Origin of the sequence: Paraflavitalea speifideaquila (genome assembly GCF_032395985.1) — a bacterium.
GTDB classification, from domain to species: domain Bacteria; phylum Bacteroidota; class Bacteroidia; order Chitinophagales; family Chitinophagaceae; genus Paraflavitalea; species Paraflavitalea speifideaquila.
The window spans coordinates 2396668-2412084 of sequence record NZ_CP135920.1 but is presented as its reverse complement, the minus strand read 5'-3'; the positions used below and the strand labels follow the sequence as shown (position 1 = coordinate 2412084).

At 45.7% G+C, this 15417-nt stretch carries 14 protein-coding genes and 1 pseudogene; 10 read left to right on the top strand and 5 right to left on the bottom strand.

Annotated features, from left to right (window positions below):
* The first annotated feature begins 77 nt into the window (after positions 1 to 77).
* The 3 genes from ggt to RS881_RS16655 all read left to right on the top strand — a co-directional run bounded on the left by ggt (position 78) and on the right by RS881_RS16655 (position 2489).
* Positions 78 to 1793 (top strand): gamma-glutamyltransferase, encoded by a 1716-nt coding sequence (gene ggt / locus RS881_RS16665; protein ID WP_315822106.1) that lies wholly within the window; start codon positions 78 to 80, stop codon positions 1791 to 1793.
* Between the two features lie 148 nt (positions 1794 to 1941).
* Complete coding sequence (locus RS881_RS16660) at positions 1942 to 2394, top strand: DUF1572 family protein (protein WP_315822105.1); 453 nt, start codon at positions 1942 to 1944, stop codon at positions 2392 to 2394.
* Positions 2364 to 2489: a DUF1572 family protein gene (locus RS881_RS16655; protein WP_315822104.1), complete on the top strand. Its 126-nt coding sequence runs from the start codon at positions 2364 to 2366 to the stop codon at positions 2487 to 2489. The genes RS881_RS16660 and RS881_RS16655 overlap by 31 nt, the downstream gene beginning before the upstream one ends.
* Positions 2490 to 2638: 149 nt before the next feature.
* Here the strand turns inward: RS881_RS16655 and RS881_RS16650 are convergent, their stop codons facing one another.
* The 3 genes from RS881_RS16650 to RS881_RS16640 form a co-directional block, all read right to left on the bottom strand.
* Positions 2639 to 2818, bottom strand: a complete 180-nt coding sequence (locus RS881_RS16650; protein ID WP_315822103.1) for a hypothetical protein — start codon at positions 2816 to 2818, stop codon at positions 2639 to 2641.
* Between the two features lie 139 nt (positions 2819 to 2957).
* Entirely contained in the window at positions 2958 to 3122 is a 165-nt protein-coding gene (locus RS881_RS16645) for a hypothetical protein (RefSeq protein WP_315822102.1), read from the bottom strand.
* A 277-nt stretch (positions 3123 to 3399) separates the two neighbouring features.
* The gene (locus RS881_RS16640) at positions 3400 to 3939 is read right to left on the bottom strand and encodes an AAA family ATPase (RefSeq protein WP_315822101.1); all 540 of its coding nucleotides are present in this window, start codon (positions 3937 to 3939) and stop codon (positions 3400 to 3402) included.
* A gap of 413 nt (positions 3940 to 4352) precedes the next feature.
* Between RS881_RS16640 and RS881_RS16635 the strand changes: the two genes are divergently transcribed.
* The 5 genes from RS881_RS16635 to RS881_RS16615 all read left to right on the top strand — a co-directional run bounded on the left by RS881_RS16635 (position 4353) and on the right by RS881_RS16615 (position 9200).
* Entirely contained in the window at positions 4353 to 4829 is a 477-nt protein-coding gene (locus RS881_RS16635; RefSeq protein ID WP_315822100.1) for an AsmA family protein, read from the top strand.
* On the top strand, positions 4766 to 5353 hold the full coding sequence (locus RS881_RS16630) for an AsmA family protein (protein WP_315822099.1): 588 nt from the start codon (positions 4766 to 4768) through the stop codon (positions 5351 to 5353). The genes RS881_RS16635 and RS881_RS16630 overlap by 64 nt, the downstream gene beginning before the upstream one ends.
* Positions 5340 to 5615 (top strand): hypothetical protein, encoded by a 276-nt coding sequence (locus RS881_RS16625; protein ID WP_315822098.1) that lies wholly within the window; start codon positions 5340 to 5342, stop codon positions 5613 to 5615. Before RS881_RS16630 ends, RS881_RS16625 begins: the two co-directional genes overlap by 14 nt.
* 172 nt (positions 5616 to 5787) lie before the next feature.
* Positions 5788 to 7680 carry a hypothetical protein gene (locus tag RS881_RS16620; protein ID WP_315822097.1) on the top strand — a complete coding sequence of 631 codons (1893 nt, stop codon included), beginning with the start codon at positions 5788 to 5790 and terminating at the stop codon, positions 7678 to 7680.
* Positions 7677 to 9200, top strand: coding sequence for a translocation/assembly module TamB domain-containing protein (locus tag RS881_RS16615; RefSeq protein WP_315822096.1), 1524 nt, complete (start codon positions 7677 to 7679; stop codon positions 9198 to 9200). Before RS881_RS16620 ends, RS881_RS16615 begins: the two co-directional genes overlap by 4 nt.
* A gap of 109 nt (positions 9201 to 9309) precedes the next feature.
* Here the strand turns inward: RS881_RS16615 and RS881_RS16610 are convergent, their stop codons facing one another.
* Positions 9310 to 10512 (bottom strand): bifunctional 3,4-dihydroxy-2-butanone-4-phosphate synthase/GTP cyclohydrolase II, encoded by a 1203-nt coding sequence (locus tag RS881_RS16610; protein WP_315822095.1) that lies wholly within the window; start codon positions 10510 to 10512, stop codon positions 9310 to 9312.
* A gap of 670 nt (positions 10513 to 11182) precedes the next feature.
* Between RS881_RS16610 and RS881_RS16605 the strand changes: the two genes are divergently transcribed.
* Positions 11183 to 11494, top strand: coding sequence for a carboxypeptidase-like regulatory domain-containing protein (locus RS881_RS16605; RefSeq protein ID WP_315822094.1), 312 nt, complete (start codon positions 11183 to 11185; stop codon positions 11492 to 11494).
* Between the two features lie 167 nt (positions 11495 to 11661).
* The gene (locus RS881_RS16600) at positions 11662 to 14427 is read left to right on the top strand and encodes an outer membrane beta-barrel protein (RefSeq protein ID WP_315822093.1); all 2766 of its coding nucleotides are present in this window, start codon (positions 11662 to 11664) and stop codon (positions 14425 to 14427) included.
* A gap of 77 nt (positions 14428 to 14504) precedes the next feature.
* On the opposite strand, the pseudogene RS881_RS61630 reads toward RS881_RS16600, so the two are convergent.
* Positions 14505 to 15364, bottom strand: a pseudogene (locus RS881_RS61630) (DUF1338 domain-containing protein).
* Between the last annotated feature and the right edge of the window lie 53 nt (positions 15365 to 15417).

Below are 15417 nucleotides of genomic sequence, written 5' to 3'. Positions count from 1 at the left end.
ACATTGATATACGTAAGATAAAATATTTTATTGAATTAGCTTTGGTATTTTTAAAGTCCCAACCGAAAAAGCGTTATATGAGAAAAAAGTACACCTATATATTACTGGTAGCAGTGCTATTGTATGGCTGCGCCGGCAACCGCCCGGTAATAGGCCCTAAGCAGGTCAACCCTTACCAATACACCATTCAGAAAAAAGCAACTGGTACACATGGCGCCGTTGTATCGGCCCATCCCCTGGCCAGTGAAGCAGGCCTGGCTATCCTGAAACTAGGAGGCAATGCTATTGATGCCGCCATTACCACCCAATTGGCGCTGGCCGTCGTATACCCCGGCGCCGGTAACCTGGGTGGTGGAGGTTTCCTGGTAGCCCATCTGGCTGATGGTAAGGATATTACACTGGATTACCGGGAAAAAGCCCCTGCCAAAGCCCACCGTGATATGTACCTCGATGCTACGGGTAAAGCCATTACTTCCCTTAGCCTTTATGGTCACCTGGCCTCCGGCGTACCCGGAACGGTAGCCGGATTATTTGCTGCTGCCCAATATGGCAAATTACCCTTTAAGCAACTCATACAGCCCGCTATTGACCTGGCCGAAAAAGGATTTGTGATCACCGCTGATGAAGCCAGCGACCTGAACCGCACACGCGAAGCATTTGTGAAATACAATACGATAACGCCTGCATTTGTAAAAGCCAGTCCATGGAAGGCCGGAGATACGTTGATACAGAAAGACCTGGCCAATACCCTGAAGCGCATCCGCGATCAGGGACGGGCCGGATTTTATGAAGGCGAGACTGCCCGGCTCATCGTGGAAGAAATGCAACGCGGCAAGGGTATCATCAGTTATGACGACCTGAAAAACTATCAGGCCAAAGACAGGCAGGCATCTATTTTTGATTATAAGGGATATACGGTGGTGACCATGCCACTGCCCAGCAGTGGTGGCATCTTACTGCCCCAGATGATGAAGATGATCGAGGACAAACCGATCAAATCATACGGCTTTCAAACAGCCCAATCGGTACAACTGATGACGGAGGTAGAACGCCGGGCTTATGCCGACAGGGCGAAATTCCTGGGCGACGTGGACTTTTATAAAGTACCCATTAAAACGCTCACCAGCGATGCCTATGCCCGGGAAAGAATGAAAGACTATGATCCTTCCAAAGCAGGCAGCAGTGCAGCCATACAAGCAGGCATCATTCCCGAAAGTGAAGAAACTACCCACCTTAGTGTATATGACAACAGTGGCAATGCGGTAGCGGTGACCACAACGCTAAATGGTGGTTATGGCAGCAAAACAGTGGTTGGCGGTGCGGGATTCCTGCTCAACAATGAAATGGACGATTTCAGTGTAAAACCCGGCGTACCCAATATGTATGGAGCGGTAGGGGGTGATGCCAATGCCATTGTACCCGGCAAGCGCATGTTGAGTTCGATGACGCCTACCATCGTATTGAAAAACGGCAAACCCTACCTGGTAATAGGCACGCCTGGGGGTACCACCATTACCACTTCGGTATTCCAGACCCTGGTCAACATACTGGAATTTGATATGAATGCCGATGATGCGGTAAATAAACCCAAGTTCCATCACCAATGGCTGCCCGATGAGCTCATGGTAGAAAGAGACTTCCCGGTGGCTGTGCGGGAGCAACTGCAGAAAATGGGTTATAAGGTCACCCAACGTAATGCGATCGGTCGTACGGAAGTGATCCGCCTATTGCCCGATGGCAGCTTTGAAGCAATAGGTGATAAACGGGGCGATGATCATGCGGCGGGTTACTAATTGAAAATTGAGCATTGAGTATTGAACATTTTGTTAGTTGTCTGTAGAAAGCTCTATCAATATTCAACTTTCCATGCTCCATGTTAAAACCCGTTAATCCCGGCCATCGTTTTTCTGAACGATTTACCTTTGCATCAAACAAATAGTCATGTCAAACAGTGTAGGCACTCTATTCTTATCCAGCGCCATCAAACGCCTGCGTTATTACAAAACATTGGGGGAACGGACTTTTGCACAATTGGAAGAAAAAGACTTCTTGTATCAACCCAATCAGCCATCCAATAGCATAGCCATTATCATCCAACACCTGCATGGAAATATGCTGAGCCGCTGGACCAATTTCCTTACGGAAGATGGCGAAAAACCCTGGCGAAAAAGAGACGAGGAGTTTGGGGTGATCCAATATTCTAAAGCACAGTTGCTGGATAAGTGGGAACAGGGATGGGCCTGTTTCCTGGGTGCGCTGGAATCCTTAACTGAAGCCGATCTATTAAAAACAATCACCATTCGTCAGGAGCCCCTGATCGTGGGGATGCCATTAACCGGCAATTGGCCCACTATCCTTATCATGTGGGTCAAATTGTGTACATCGGCCGTATGATCAAGGACCAATCCTGGCAAAGCCTTTCTATAGAACCCGGAAAATCAGCCGAGTACAATGCCAGTGAGGGTATCAAGGACCCGGCGAACAGGTAAGGGCTAGTTATTACTTAACCAGTCTTTTAGTTGTAGAAGCGGTTCGTTTTTCTTTTGTATAAGATCGTCTAGTAATCGCTCATAGGCACTCAACCGATTATTTATTACGTTGTGCAAGCCATTTCCCCTGGCAGGTAAGCCATAGCTACTTATATCAATATTGCTTTTTTGCAGGCCGCTATGATCCAATCTTCCAATTTTGGTTTTAATATAAATATCCTGTTGTTTAGCTTTTCATCAACACAGTATTTAATGCCAAAGGCTTCCTGTTTTACCTGAAGCATCTGCTCATAAGGATTGGGAACGGCGCTGGGATCTTCATCCACCATGGCCAACTGGTTTTTGTAATTGCGGATATGGGCAAATACCCTATTTTTCCTGCATGATGTTGGATTTGCTTTTTTGTATACCCCAACTTCTTCAACAAAGTTTCATCAGGGATACATTCAACGTGTATAACCATAATGATTAATCAATGATTCGGTCAAGATTCAGGAAAACATCGGCGTTCAAATCTAAAACTTCACCTATCTGTGCTTCATTTAAGACTGTGACCTTTGTTTCATAGTCCTTCATGGAAACCACACAAACATTAATATCCTGCGCTTTAGATTTTTCAATCAGGTGCATCAAAAGGTAAGGGTTGTGAGTAGTAAGGAAGAATTGGTTTGTTTCATCGAGAGCAATTCGCTCTCCTAAAAACCAGTATAAAAGGGGAAAGTATTGCTGTCTGGCTCGTCAAATAACAATACAGATTCCTTATTAGACATAATAGCCATCATATAAAAAACAACACGCTGCAAAGTTTCTGAAATAGCATGGTAAGGATAACTATAAATTTCGTCATTAACCACCTTGCTCATATTAATTTCGTTCTCTGCCGGCTTCAGTGTTAGCCTAAATCCTTTACTCAGAAAAATTCCGAAACCCAACTCCGGAAATCCTTATTACTGAGCAACAAGGCAGGAAGATTATCACCGTAGGGAGGTGCAAGATGTGGGTAAAAATTAATTGCAAAACTGCTTAATCTTTTATACTCATAAAAACGAAACTCAGTTGTAATGAGATTTCCTGTGTTTAATATCAACCCATCATGTGCAATCCTCATATTAGGAAACTCCGACGAAATGGGCAATGCTTCAAAATGAAATTGATTTTCTGGAACACCGTCTGCACGCACGGCATATTTCAACCTATAGCCCGCGACATCTGCAAGCACTTCGATTGGTCTATTAATATTAAAATCAAAAAAAAGGTCCCCCATATTTTTATACCTGATGATATCCTTCGAAACCTCCTTTCCAATTACGCCCTGACTCATCAGGCTCAGTGCCTCAATAATATTGCTTTTACCACTATTGGGCTCCCCAATAAAAACATTCAATTTCTTACAATCCAGCTCTATGTTTCTTATTGATTTATAATTATTTATGCTAATTTTTTGTATCATCCGGCCCTGTTATAATTAATGAGATCAGTTTTTTTATAATGCGAAAAGGATTAAACCAAGCTACTTAGAAATAGTCCCGTCGCATCAACTGTTCTTCCAATCTATTACCGAAGGTACTTTTCTTTACTACAATCCCATACTGTTTTTATCTAAATACTCCCCTGGATATTGTACTAAAACCGCATGTATGCCCGACCTCCGATGGTTGACACCCTCCCGGTTATGAATTCTCCGCTGGGCATTTACCACAAGCCCTCCCCGGTTACCCACTCCCCCTTGTTAAGCCCCCTTAAAGCCGATATTTATCAATTCATTTCAATTCATTGGTACTGAATTTGCTCAACACTATGGAATACCTAATTTTACACCCGAATACGTAGTTCCTGAGAAAATTTTGGAAAATATCCCGGACCGTGCTGCTGGTACTGATCGGCCTGATCTTACTGGCCTGGATGGCCGTCCAAACAACTCCTGTCCAGAACTGGCTTGTGCACCAGGTTACCAAACGCCTTTCCAAAGACCTGCATACGACGGTAGAGATCAAACATGTTGATTTTGCCTTATTTAATAAAATGGTGCTGCAAGGCACGCTGGTAAAGGACCAGCAACAGGATACGCTGCTTTATGCCGGGGCCGTAAAAGTGAATATTACGGACTGGTTCTTCTTCAAAGACCGCATTGAACTCAAATACATTGGCCTGCAGGATGCCGTGATCCATTTGCAACGGCAAGACTCTATCTGGAACTACCGCTTCCTGGCCGATTATTTCAGCGGCCCCAAGGACACCACCACCAAAAAGGGAAGTATTAATCTCGACCTGAAAAAGTGGAGTTCGACAATGTTGCCTTATTGCAGCGGGATGGCTGGCGCGGGGAAGACATGGAAATGAACTTTGCGGCCCTGAAGATCGATGCCGATAAACTGGACCTCACGCAACGGAAGGTAAGGATCAATACGGTGGCGCTAGACCAACCGGTATTTTCCATCTCCAATTATGAAGGCAAAAGACCCGATTCGCTAAGGCCCAAAGATATTGAGACCAGTTTTGTGAATGACCCCGCCCACCTACGGTGGAACCCCGGCAATTGGGATATCGCCATCCAGGAAGTGACGCTCAACAAGGGAACCTTTAAAAGTATCTTACAAACAGATGAAGCAATAGCTGCTTATTTTGACCCCAGTCACATCGAGTTCAACGAAATCAATGCGCATTTTAAACAGGTGGCATTTAAACAAGACTCCATCACGGCCAATATGCAGCTCAATACGAGGGAACGCAGTGGGTTGATCGTCAAAAAGCTAAATGCACAGGTAAGGATACACCCGGAAGCGATGGAATTTCATCAGCTTGACCTGCAAACCAACCGGAGCCATCTGCACAATTACTTCGCCATGCGTTATGATACTTTTTGATGACATGGCCGATTTTGTTTCCAAAGTGCGTATGGAAGCGGATTTCAATGAGGCCGACCTGGACAGTGATGATATTGCCTTCTTTGCACCAGCTATGCAGAACTGGAAAAAGAAGATCCGCATCAGTGGGAAAATAAAGGGGCCGGTAGAAAACCTCACTGCCCGTAAGTTGATCGTAGAAGCCGGAAAAACACGTACCTCAACGGTAATATCAGCATTAAAGGTTTGCCGGATATCAACAATACGTTCATTGATTTTGTAGCCAATGATTTCAGAACCACTTACCCGGATGCCCTTACCATTATTCCCCAATTAAAAAGATTCAGCAACCAAGGATCGACAAACTGGAATACCTGCAGTTCAGGGGCAACTTTACGGGCTTCATCAATGACTTTGTAACCTACGGAACCATTCGCACCAATTTGGGTACGATTGTGAGTGACCTGAACATGAAATTTCCGGAGAAAGGCAGTCCCTCATATTCGGGCAAATTAAGAACAGATAGTTTTAACCTGGGCCAGTTTGTGGATGTAGCTCAAATAGGAAAGATCAGCTTTAATGGCGGCGTATACGGCATTGGTATGAAAGCCAATAGCCTCAATGCCAAACTGGATGGCACCATCCGGTCGCTGGAATTAAAGGGCTATACCTACCAGAACATCACGGTAAAGGGAACAGTAGCCAAGCGTTTGTTCAATGGGGAACTGATCTCTAATGACCCCAACTTGCAGTTCACGTTGAATGGATTGGTTGACCTGGGTAAAGAAATACCACAATTTAACTTCGATGCCAATATTACCAAGGCCGATCTGAAGAATATTAAACTATTACAGGATAGTGTAGAGGTAACGGGCAAATTCCGATTCAACTTCAGCGGTAATACGATCGACAACTTCCTGGGAACAGCCCGTGTATATGAAGCATCGGTATTCAAGAAGGGGAAACGCATTTCGTTTGACTCCCTCAATATTGAATCCAAAACCCTGGGCACCAACAAGGTCATTACAGTGTTAAGCAATGAATTTGATGCAGCCCTGGTAGGCCAGTTCTCTATCCTTGACCTCCCCTCCTCTTTCCGTACTTTCCTGCACAAATATTATCCCAGCTACATCGGTGAGGGCCGTGTGATGCAACATGACGAAAATTTCAGTTTTGTGATCACCACCAAGAAGGTGGATGAATACCTCGATTTTTTTGACAAGAACCTGAATGGATTTAACTACAGCACAGTTACAGGCCGGATCAATACGAAAGAAAACCTGCTGGATCTGAACGTAGAAGTGCCGCAGTTCAGTTACAAGAATATCGCATTCTACAATGTAGCCTTGAAAGGTACAGGTAACCTGGATAGTCTTTCACTGGAAAACTCCATCGCTGATGTATACCTCAATGATAGTCTCCATTTTCCTGGCTCTACCATCGAGATCCGTTCGGCCAATGACATTTCGGATATCACGCTTAAAACAAGTGCCAGTCAAACGCTCAATTCGGCCAATGTAGTAGCCCGTGTACAAACCATGCCTAAAGGGGTGCGCATTGTTTTTAATGAATCGCATTTTGATGTAAATGGCAAGAACTGGCTTATTGATAAGGATGGAGAATTGGTTTTAAGTGAGGACCTGGTAACGGCCGATGGGGTAAAAATATACAGTGGCGACCAGGAAATACTGGTCACCACGCATCCTTCAGACATTGGCAATACCAACGATATCAAAGTAGAACTAAAGAAGGTTAACATTGGCGACTTTACGCCCTACATTACTAAAACAACCCGCCTGGAAGGTTTGCTCAATGCCACGGTGGATGTAATGGATCCTTTTGGCAAAATACAGGTGGAAATGAATGGTGAGGCCGAACAGTTCAGGCTGGATAATGATTCATTGGGAAGGGTTCAATTGAATGCCAATTACAACCAGCGGAGTGGCGCTGTAAACTTTGCGGCCAATTCGGACAACAAGGATTATGTGTTTGATGTGAAAGGCGTTTATAACCTGTTTGACGACAGTACCAATAGTAAAATACCACTTGACCTGACTGGCAATTTCAAAGACACCAGGATAAATGTGCTGGAGAAATACCTGTCGGGCGTATTTAAAAACATCAATGGATTTGCCACGGGGCAGTTACGTATCACAGGGCCTACGGACAACCTGAAATACCTGGGCAAGGTACAATTGCGTGATGGGGAACTGCGGGTGAACTATACCAATGTATTGTACCGGATACCGGCTGCTACCTTTGATTTTAAAGATGATCATATCAACTTTGGCAGCTTTGCCATCCGGGATGAATATGGCAATACCGGTACGGTAAGCCGGGGATATTGAAACACCAGGGATTTGACAACCTGGATTTTGATTTTGCCATCAACAGCAATAAGTTGCTGGTATTGGCTACAGATGGTACGGGCAAAGACCCATTCTTTGGAACCGTGTTTGCCAAAGTGAATATGACGCTGAAGGACAAGCTGGAGGATATGAAGATGGACATCAAGGGTGAGCCCGCAGATAGCTCCAGGTTGTACATCCGTTCGGGTGCGTCCAGGCAGAGTGGTGAAACAGATTATATCGTATGGAAGGTATATGGCCGCGAGATGAAAGAGGTGGATGCTTTTAAGGGCAGCAACCTGAAAGTATCATTGGACGTTACGGCCAACAACTACATCAATATGTACGTGATACTGGATGAGTTGACGGGTGATATCATCCAGGCGGTAGGGCATGGCAACCTTAAAATGACAGCCCGCACGGATGGGGAGTTTTCCATTTCGGGCCGGTATGATATCGACAAAGGCTATTACAATTTCAATTTCCAGTCGTTGTTGCGTAAACCCTTTGTACTGCGCCCCAATGCGGGCAACTATATCCAATGGCAGGGCGATCCTTATGCCGCTACCATCAAGATCGATGCGGAATATACAGCCGAGAATGTACGTTTCAGCGACCTGGGTTTGGATGCCTTCTCCCTGCAGTCAGGTTCTGATGCTTCAGGCGGTATCAATAACAATGTGCGTAAGTACCGTGGATCGGTAATTGTGGTAGCCACTTTGAAGAACAGGCTCATGCAGCCCGATATCAGTTTCCAGATAGAAATGCCTCAAAACAGTACGCTGAAGAATGATGCCGACGCGCTGGCCATCCTGCAGCGTATTCAAAATGACGCCAATGAACTGAACAAACAGGTAGCCTTCCTTATAGTGTTCAACAGCTTTGGCCCCTTGTCTACTTCCACCAACCAGGGCGCCCTGGCCAACCTGGCTTTTGAAGGGGTGGTGATCAACAGTATTTCCGGTGTATTGTCCAATACCCTCAGCAAGCAGTTCTCCAATATCTTTCAGAAGATCTTCAACGATAAAAGCATCAAGGTCAACTTCAATGCGCAGATGTACAGTGGATCGAACTTCATTGATAATGTAAACCGCAATAAGTTTAATATTGACCGCACCAACCTGAACTTCAACATTGGTAAAAGCTTTCTCAATGAACGGTTAACCTTCACCTTTGGCAGTGCGCTCGACTTTGGCCTTAGTTCGCAACAGGTGCAGGCTACACAGAACCTTCAATTCCTGCCTGATATTACTGCCGAATGGAAAATACGGGCCGATGGCAAGGTAGTGCTCACCTTCTTCTATCGCGATTCATATAACTATATGAGTGGTGTAGGCGCCCGCCAAAACCGCTCCGGCGCCAGTATCAGTTACCGGCACGATTTTGACCGGCTGGGTGATATATTCCGGAGTGAACGCAAAAGAAAAGAGAAAGCAGATCAAAGGCGGGTTATAGACTCTACCAATGCTACCTCATCATCTGATAGCAGTAAGTCGGATACAGCAGGTAAACAACCTTAGGAAAGCTGCGAGCTACTCATTGCATTAAAAACATCGAATGTTACCAATAAAAAAGCCCCTTCTTACAAAGGGGCTCGAAGCTCATAGCTAGCAGCTCGGCGCTGTTTACTTATCCTTTCAAAATTTCGTGTCCTAATTTATCGCGCTTAGTAGTGAGGTATTTTTCGTTGTGCGGATTGGGGCATATTTCAATGGGAACTGCTTCCACCACTTCCAGGCCATAACCCAATAAGCCCGCCCTTTTCTTGGGGTTGTTGCTCATAAGGCGCAACTTGGTTACATTCAAGGCACGCAATATCTGTGCACCAATACCATAATCACGTTTATCCATTGGGAAGCCCAGGTGAAGATTGGCTTCTACGGTATCGTAACCATTTTCCTGTAATTTATAAGCTTTCAGTTTGTTCACGAGGCCAATACCCCGGCCTTCCTGGTTCATGTATACGATGACGCCCTTGCCCTCTTTTTCTACCATCTCCATGGCAGCATGTAACTGATCGCCGCAATCGCAGCGCATAGAACCCAGGATATCGCCGGTAAAGCAGGAGGAGTGTACCCTTACCAGTACAGGTTCATCCTGTTTCCACTCGCCTTTGATCAACGCCAGGTGTTCCATACCAGAGCTCTTTTCCCGGAAAGCAATGAGTTTAAAATGCCCAAACTGGGTAGGCATATCCACCCGCACAATTTCTTCTATCAGGCTATCACGTTTAAGGCGGTATTCAATAAGGTCTTTTATGGAAATGAGTTTCAGGTCAAACTTTTTGGCTATTTCCTCCAATTCGGGAAGGCGTGCCATGGAGCCATCTTCATTCATGATCTCCACCAGTACACCAGCGGGTTCCAATCCGGCCAGCTGAGCCAGGTCGATGGTAGCTTCCGTGTGCCCGGCCCGGCGTAATACCCCACCCTCTTTGGCACGTAAGGGGAAGATATGTCCCGGGCGGCCCAGGTCCTCCGGTCTGGTGGCCGGGTTGATCAAAGCCTGGATGGTTTTGGCGCGGTCATGCGCCGAAATACCAGTGGTGCAGCCATGCCCCAACAGGTCGACAGAAACGGTGAAAGCGGTTTCGTGTAAGGCCGTATTGTTATTGACCATCAATCCCAACTGCAGTTCTTCGCAACGGCTTTCCGGCAAAGGGGCACAGATTAGACCACGGCCATGTTTGCTCATGAAATTTATAACCTCGGGGGTTACATTCCGGGCTGCTGCGATGAAATCACCTTCATTTTCACGGTCCTCATCATCTACCACAATAACCATTTTCCCGTTTTTAATGTCTTCTATCGCACTTTCTATTGTATCAAGCATGGAGCTAAATTTGACGCGAAGTTACTAATTAAGGTACAAGTTACAAGACTGGTGGTTACTCCCCCATCTATCCTAAGTAATTGATTTTTAGCAATTATCTTACCATGGCCAATGATCACACCTGTAATTGAAAAAGAAGTAATCCTCCAATCCGGTAATTGAGCGCCCGTAACAGGCAATTAATTGCTGTATACCAGTAGTATAACGCCTTAAATGAGCAAAAGGTTGCTGCCAGGCAGCCAGTGGGGTGAATATTATCGCTGTGTAAAGATGCAGCATTTGGACAATGGTATTTGCCCTGTATAATAGTTCATAGAAATGATAAATGGAGCAGGAATATCGGGGTTTTTGGGTAGTTCAGCGGGCGTGCATTGCTGTGCATAACCTGTGTATGCAATTTTAACTTTTCCTTTTATTTTCTGTTACATTTGCCGCATCGACTGAAAATTATCCTGATTCCCTTTGAAACTCTCCACCGATTCTTGTTTTTCCATGAAAAGCAAAAAAGTTCCATTTTACCCAGAAACATTGACCTATGCTGTGATGCAGCCGGAATTAATCATTTGATAATAGCAGTTGATCCATAGAGCGGACCAGATCATTGTTTCTTTGCGCCCTGAAAATATAAACATGCATATATGAGAAGATCCACACAGATCATTTTGTTTTTTTGCTGGCTATTGTCAGCTTTACAAGCGTGGTGGCGCAGGTCACCACCAGTAGTATGACTGGCGTTATCAAAACCGACAAGGGTGATGCGCTGGTAGGAGCTACTGTAACCCTTAAACATGAACCTACAGGATCCGTATTTACTGTTATTACCAGAACAGGTGGCCGGTTCGATGTAGCGAATATTCCTCCCGGTGGCCCTTATGCCGTAAAAGTATCTTATGTAGGGTTTTCCGATTTCACCAGGTCTGATATCAATATCCCCTGGGTGAAAAATTTGATCTGCAAGCCACACTGGCCGGCGCTGGTGTAGAACTGCAGGCGGTAACCATCAGTGCAGGCCGCAGAAGCGTTACCGTTAAAACCGGTGCTTCTACCAACATCAGCAACAGGCTGGTACAAAACCTGCCCAACGTTGCCCGTAACCTCACCAACCTCACCCGCCTTACCCCACAGGCCAATGGCAATAGTTTTGCCGGTATGAATAACCGTTATAACAATATTACCATTGACGGTTCTTTGTTCAACAACAACTTTGGCCGTAGCGGTGATGGTATGGTGCCCGGTGGCGCTACCTCTGCTATCTCCGTTGATGCGGTTGACCAGATCCAGGTAAATATCGCTCCTTACGATGTACGTCAGTCGGGCTTTATCGGTGGCGGTATCAATGCTGTTACCCGCCGTGGTACCAACAACTGGTATGGAACTGCGTATGGTTATTACCGCGATCAAAGCTTCAATGGCAAGAAAGTAAAAGGACAGACTGTACCCAATGCCGACCGTTCAACCAAGATCTTTGGTGGTAGCATAGGCGGTCCGATCATTAAGGATAAACTGTTTTTCTTTGTTAACTATGAGCAGGAAAACAGAACCCAGCCCGGGCAAACATTTGTTGCCAAGAAAGATGCAGGTGATACAGGTCCCAATGTGACCGGTGTACTGGCCAGCGACCTGGACAAATTAAAACAATACCTGATCTCCAATTATAAATATGATCCAGGTATTTACCAGGGGTATGATTTTGAAACTGATAATAAAAAATTCCTGGGCCGTATAGATTGGAACATCACTCCCAAACACCGTTTAACACTCCGTTATACGCAGTCTGAAACCAATGATGATGACCAGATCAATTCATCCAGTGGTCCAATCAACCGTATCAACAGCAATAGCCGTCGCGGTGGCCGTGGTACAGGTGGTTTGAACTTCTCCGGTTCCAACTTTAAGAACAATGTAATCGTAAAATCGGGTGTTTTGGAATTGAACTCTAATTTCAGCTCCAGGGTAACCAACCAGTTAATTGCTTCTTATACCGACAACCAATTGAAGCGCATTCCCAACAGCACGGCTGCCTTTGTTGACATCATGCGTGATGCGGATAACGTACTGACCTCCTTTGGTACTGATCTGTTCTCTTACCAGAACAGCATCAGCGACAAGGCCCTGAATATAGCCAACAACCTTACCATTAACCTGGGTGAGCACACTTTGACTGCCGGTGTAAGTTATGAGTACCTGCAGTTTGCCAACTCCTTTACCAGCGGTGCAGGTCCTGCCTACTATCGCTTTGCTTCTTTACAGGATTTCCTGGACAACAAAGCCCCTACCCAGTTTACAGTAGCTTATGATCCAACTAACCGTCTCGGCATTAAAGTGCCCGAAGCCAAATTTGCCCAAGTAGGTATCTATGCACAGGATGTATGGACCCCTTCGGCCAAGTTTAAGCTGACTTATGGCCTGCGTGTTGATCTGCCCTTCTATCCTTATGATCCTCCGCGGAACCCAGCACTCGAAGCAGTTACCTTTAAAGATGCTGATGGTAAAGATGAGCGTTTTGACGTAAGCAAATGGCCTAAACAAAAGCCTTTGTTCTCTCCCCGCGTAGGTTTTACCTATGATCCGGAAGGCGACAAATCGATCATTGTTCGTGGTGGTACCGGCTTATTTACCGGCCGTATCCCCTTCATCTGGCTGGTAAACCAAGTAGGAGATAATGGCGTGATCAGGGCTGCATTTATCGCTAGTACTACAACCAACCCAAAACTCGCCGACGTCCGATACAATCCTGACCGTAACACCTATATCCCAGCCCAGGGCGATATCCCTCCTGTAGGTACGACCATCCCTGGCGGACGTCCTTCTTACAGTGCGGTTGACAAAGACTTTAAAATGCCGCAGGTTTGGAGAAGTAACCTGGCTGTAGACAAACGCTTTGCAGGAAACTATGTATTCACCCTCGAAGCTATTTATACCAAACAGGTGAACAATGCCTTTTTCCGGAATGCCAACCTGGGTGCACAAAATGGTACACTGGCGGGTGCAGACAAAAGGCCTTATTATAATAACCGGTTAAATGACAACATTAACCAAATGATCGTGTTGGATAATACCAGCAAGGGGTACAGTTTTTCATTGACAGCCCAGGTACAAAAAACCTTCTCCAATAACTGGGAAGCAGGTTTAGCGTATACCTGGACATTGGCTGAAGAAGTAGCCATCGGTAGCTCTGACCAGAGCGCCAGTGGTTTCAACACCAACAATATCATCTACAACCCCAACAGGCCCGACCAAGGACCTTCTAACTATTCCATTCCTCATCGCATTGTAGCCAACCTGTCCAAACGCTTCAATTACTGGGGTGGCAGAACAGCTACCACCATTGGTATGTTCTACGCAGCACAGCCGCAGGAAAGGTATACATACCGTTATGGTACTGACATCAACAACGATGGTCAGTCCAACGATATGCTGTATATTCCGAAAGATGCTTCTGAGATTAAATTTGTGGAAGGATATAAACCCAGTACCACTAATCCCAGAACCTATACAGCCAAGGAACAAAGCGATGCCTTCTTTGCTTTCATAGAGAGCGACAAATACCTTCGCAAGCACAAAGGTCAGTATATTGAAAAATATGGCGCCCTGCTTCCCTGGTCGCACACCCTTGATGTCAGGGTATTGCAGGATTTCAATTTCACTGCCGGTGGAAGGAAACATACTGTTCAATTCAGTGTTGACCTGCTCAATGCGCTTAACCTGATTAATTCACAGTGGGGTTACCGCTACCAGTATACTCTGGGTACCTTCCAGGATATGGGTATCCTTGGCAAGCCTTCCACCTTCAACAAGGACAATCCTACCTTTACACTTGATGCAGATAATCTACCCAAGTCAGGTTATCAGCCCAACTATACTACCACCAGCACATGGGGTATTCAGTTAGGCCTGCGTTATATCTTTAATTAATAAAGATTGATCATAAAAGATGGGGCGACTTCGTAATGAAGCCGCCCTATCTTTTAGCTACCGGGTGATCTTTCGGGTTAGTGTTTATTGGTTTGTGAGGCGTAGGTACTTTCAAATATTTTATTGGCATTGGCAGCTTCAAACCCTTCGCGCCGGTGCTGCCTGGTAATATGGACAGGATCGAGGTCCTGAAAATCAGGCAATACCCTGCGTTCGGCAAACTCTACATAAGAACCGGCAATACGGTGCTTTTCGCCGCCTGCAAATTCAGCGTCCATCATTCCCGCTACTGTTGAGCTTTGCAGCAGTAAGCCATCAGGGCTCATTTTAAACTTACCACCTGCATCATTGAGTACGAGGCCATGGCTTTCCAGGAACTGGTTGAACTGTTCAATCGTATTGTAACCGGGCTTCAGGTTATGTACGCTGATGGTGAAATGATTGAGGTAATAACGATTGTAGATGGCCCAGGAAGCATATTCACTTTCTTTGGCCAGGGCGGTAAAATCGTTATAAGCAGGGATGCGCCAAAGGCCACAGTGCAGGAATTCATCTACCAGGGCTGCATTGTCCAGGTTCAACTGCAATACCGGATCACTCACTACCTCATCCGTATAGCTGTGTATAAGCTGTTGCGTGGCAGGTGAAAGGTCTTTCACCCGCAGCTCACTGATAAAAATACGAGGCTGAGAAGGTGCAGGAGGTGCATACCAATAGGCATCCAGCTTCTTTTCGGAGAAATAATAATAATCCCTTTTGGTATACCCATGGTGCAGGAATATTTTTCCAGCGACTGGATGCCCAGGTGGGGCACCCCCATGGTTCTGAATGCAATATGGTCATTCTCTATATCGGCGCCCGATCGTATCAGGCCTTCCTGCACCATTGCCGGGATCACTTTATCAACATCCGGCACGCGCTCTTTATAGCGGCGCATCAAACCATCCAATATCAATTGCAAATTATTCATGGCTATACTTGTATTTAATA

Bases quoted from the DNA above. Each gene is read 5' to 3' on its own strand.
- RS881_RS16640 (WP_315822101.1), bottom strand. From the start codon at position 3,939: ATGATACAAAAAATTAGCATAAATAATTATAAATCAATAAGAAACATA.
- RS881_RS16660 (WP_315822105.1), top strand. From the start codon at position 1,942: ATGTCAAACAGTGTAGGCACTCTATTCTTATCCAGCGCCATCAAACGC.
- RS881_RS16625 (WP_315822098.1), top strand. From the start codon at position 5,340: ATGATACTTTTTGATGACATGGCCGATTTTGTTTCCAAAGTGCGTATG.
- RS881_RS16600 (WP_315822093.1), top strand. From the start codon at position 11,662: ATGAATAACCGTTATAACAATATTACCATTGACGGTTCTTTGTTCAAC.
- RS881_RS16610 (WP_315822095.1), bottom strand. From the start codon at position 10,512: ATGCTTGATACAATAGAAAGTGCGATAGAAGACATTAAAAACGGGAAA.
- RS881_RS16650 (WP_315822103.1), bottom strand. From the start codon at position 2,818: ATGGTGGATGAAGATCCCAGCGCCGTTCCCAATCCTTATGAGCAGATG.
- ggt (WP_315822106.1), top strand. From the start codon at position 78: ATGAGAAAAAAGTACACCTATATATTACTGGTAGCAGTGCTATTGTAT.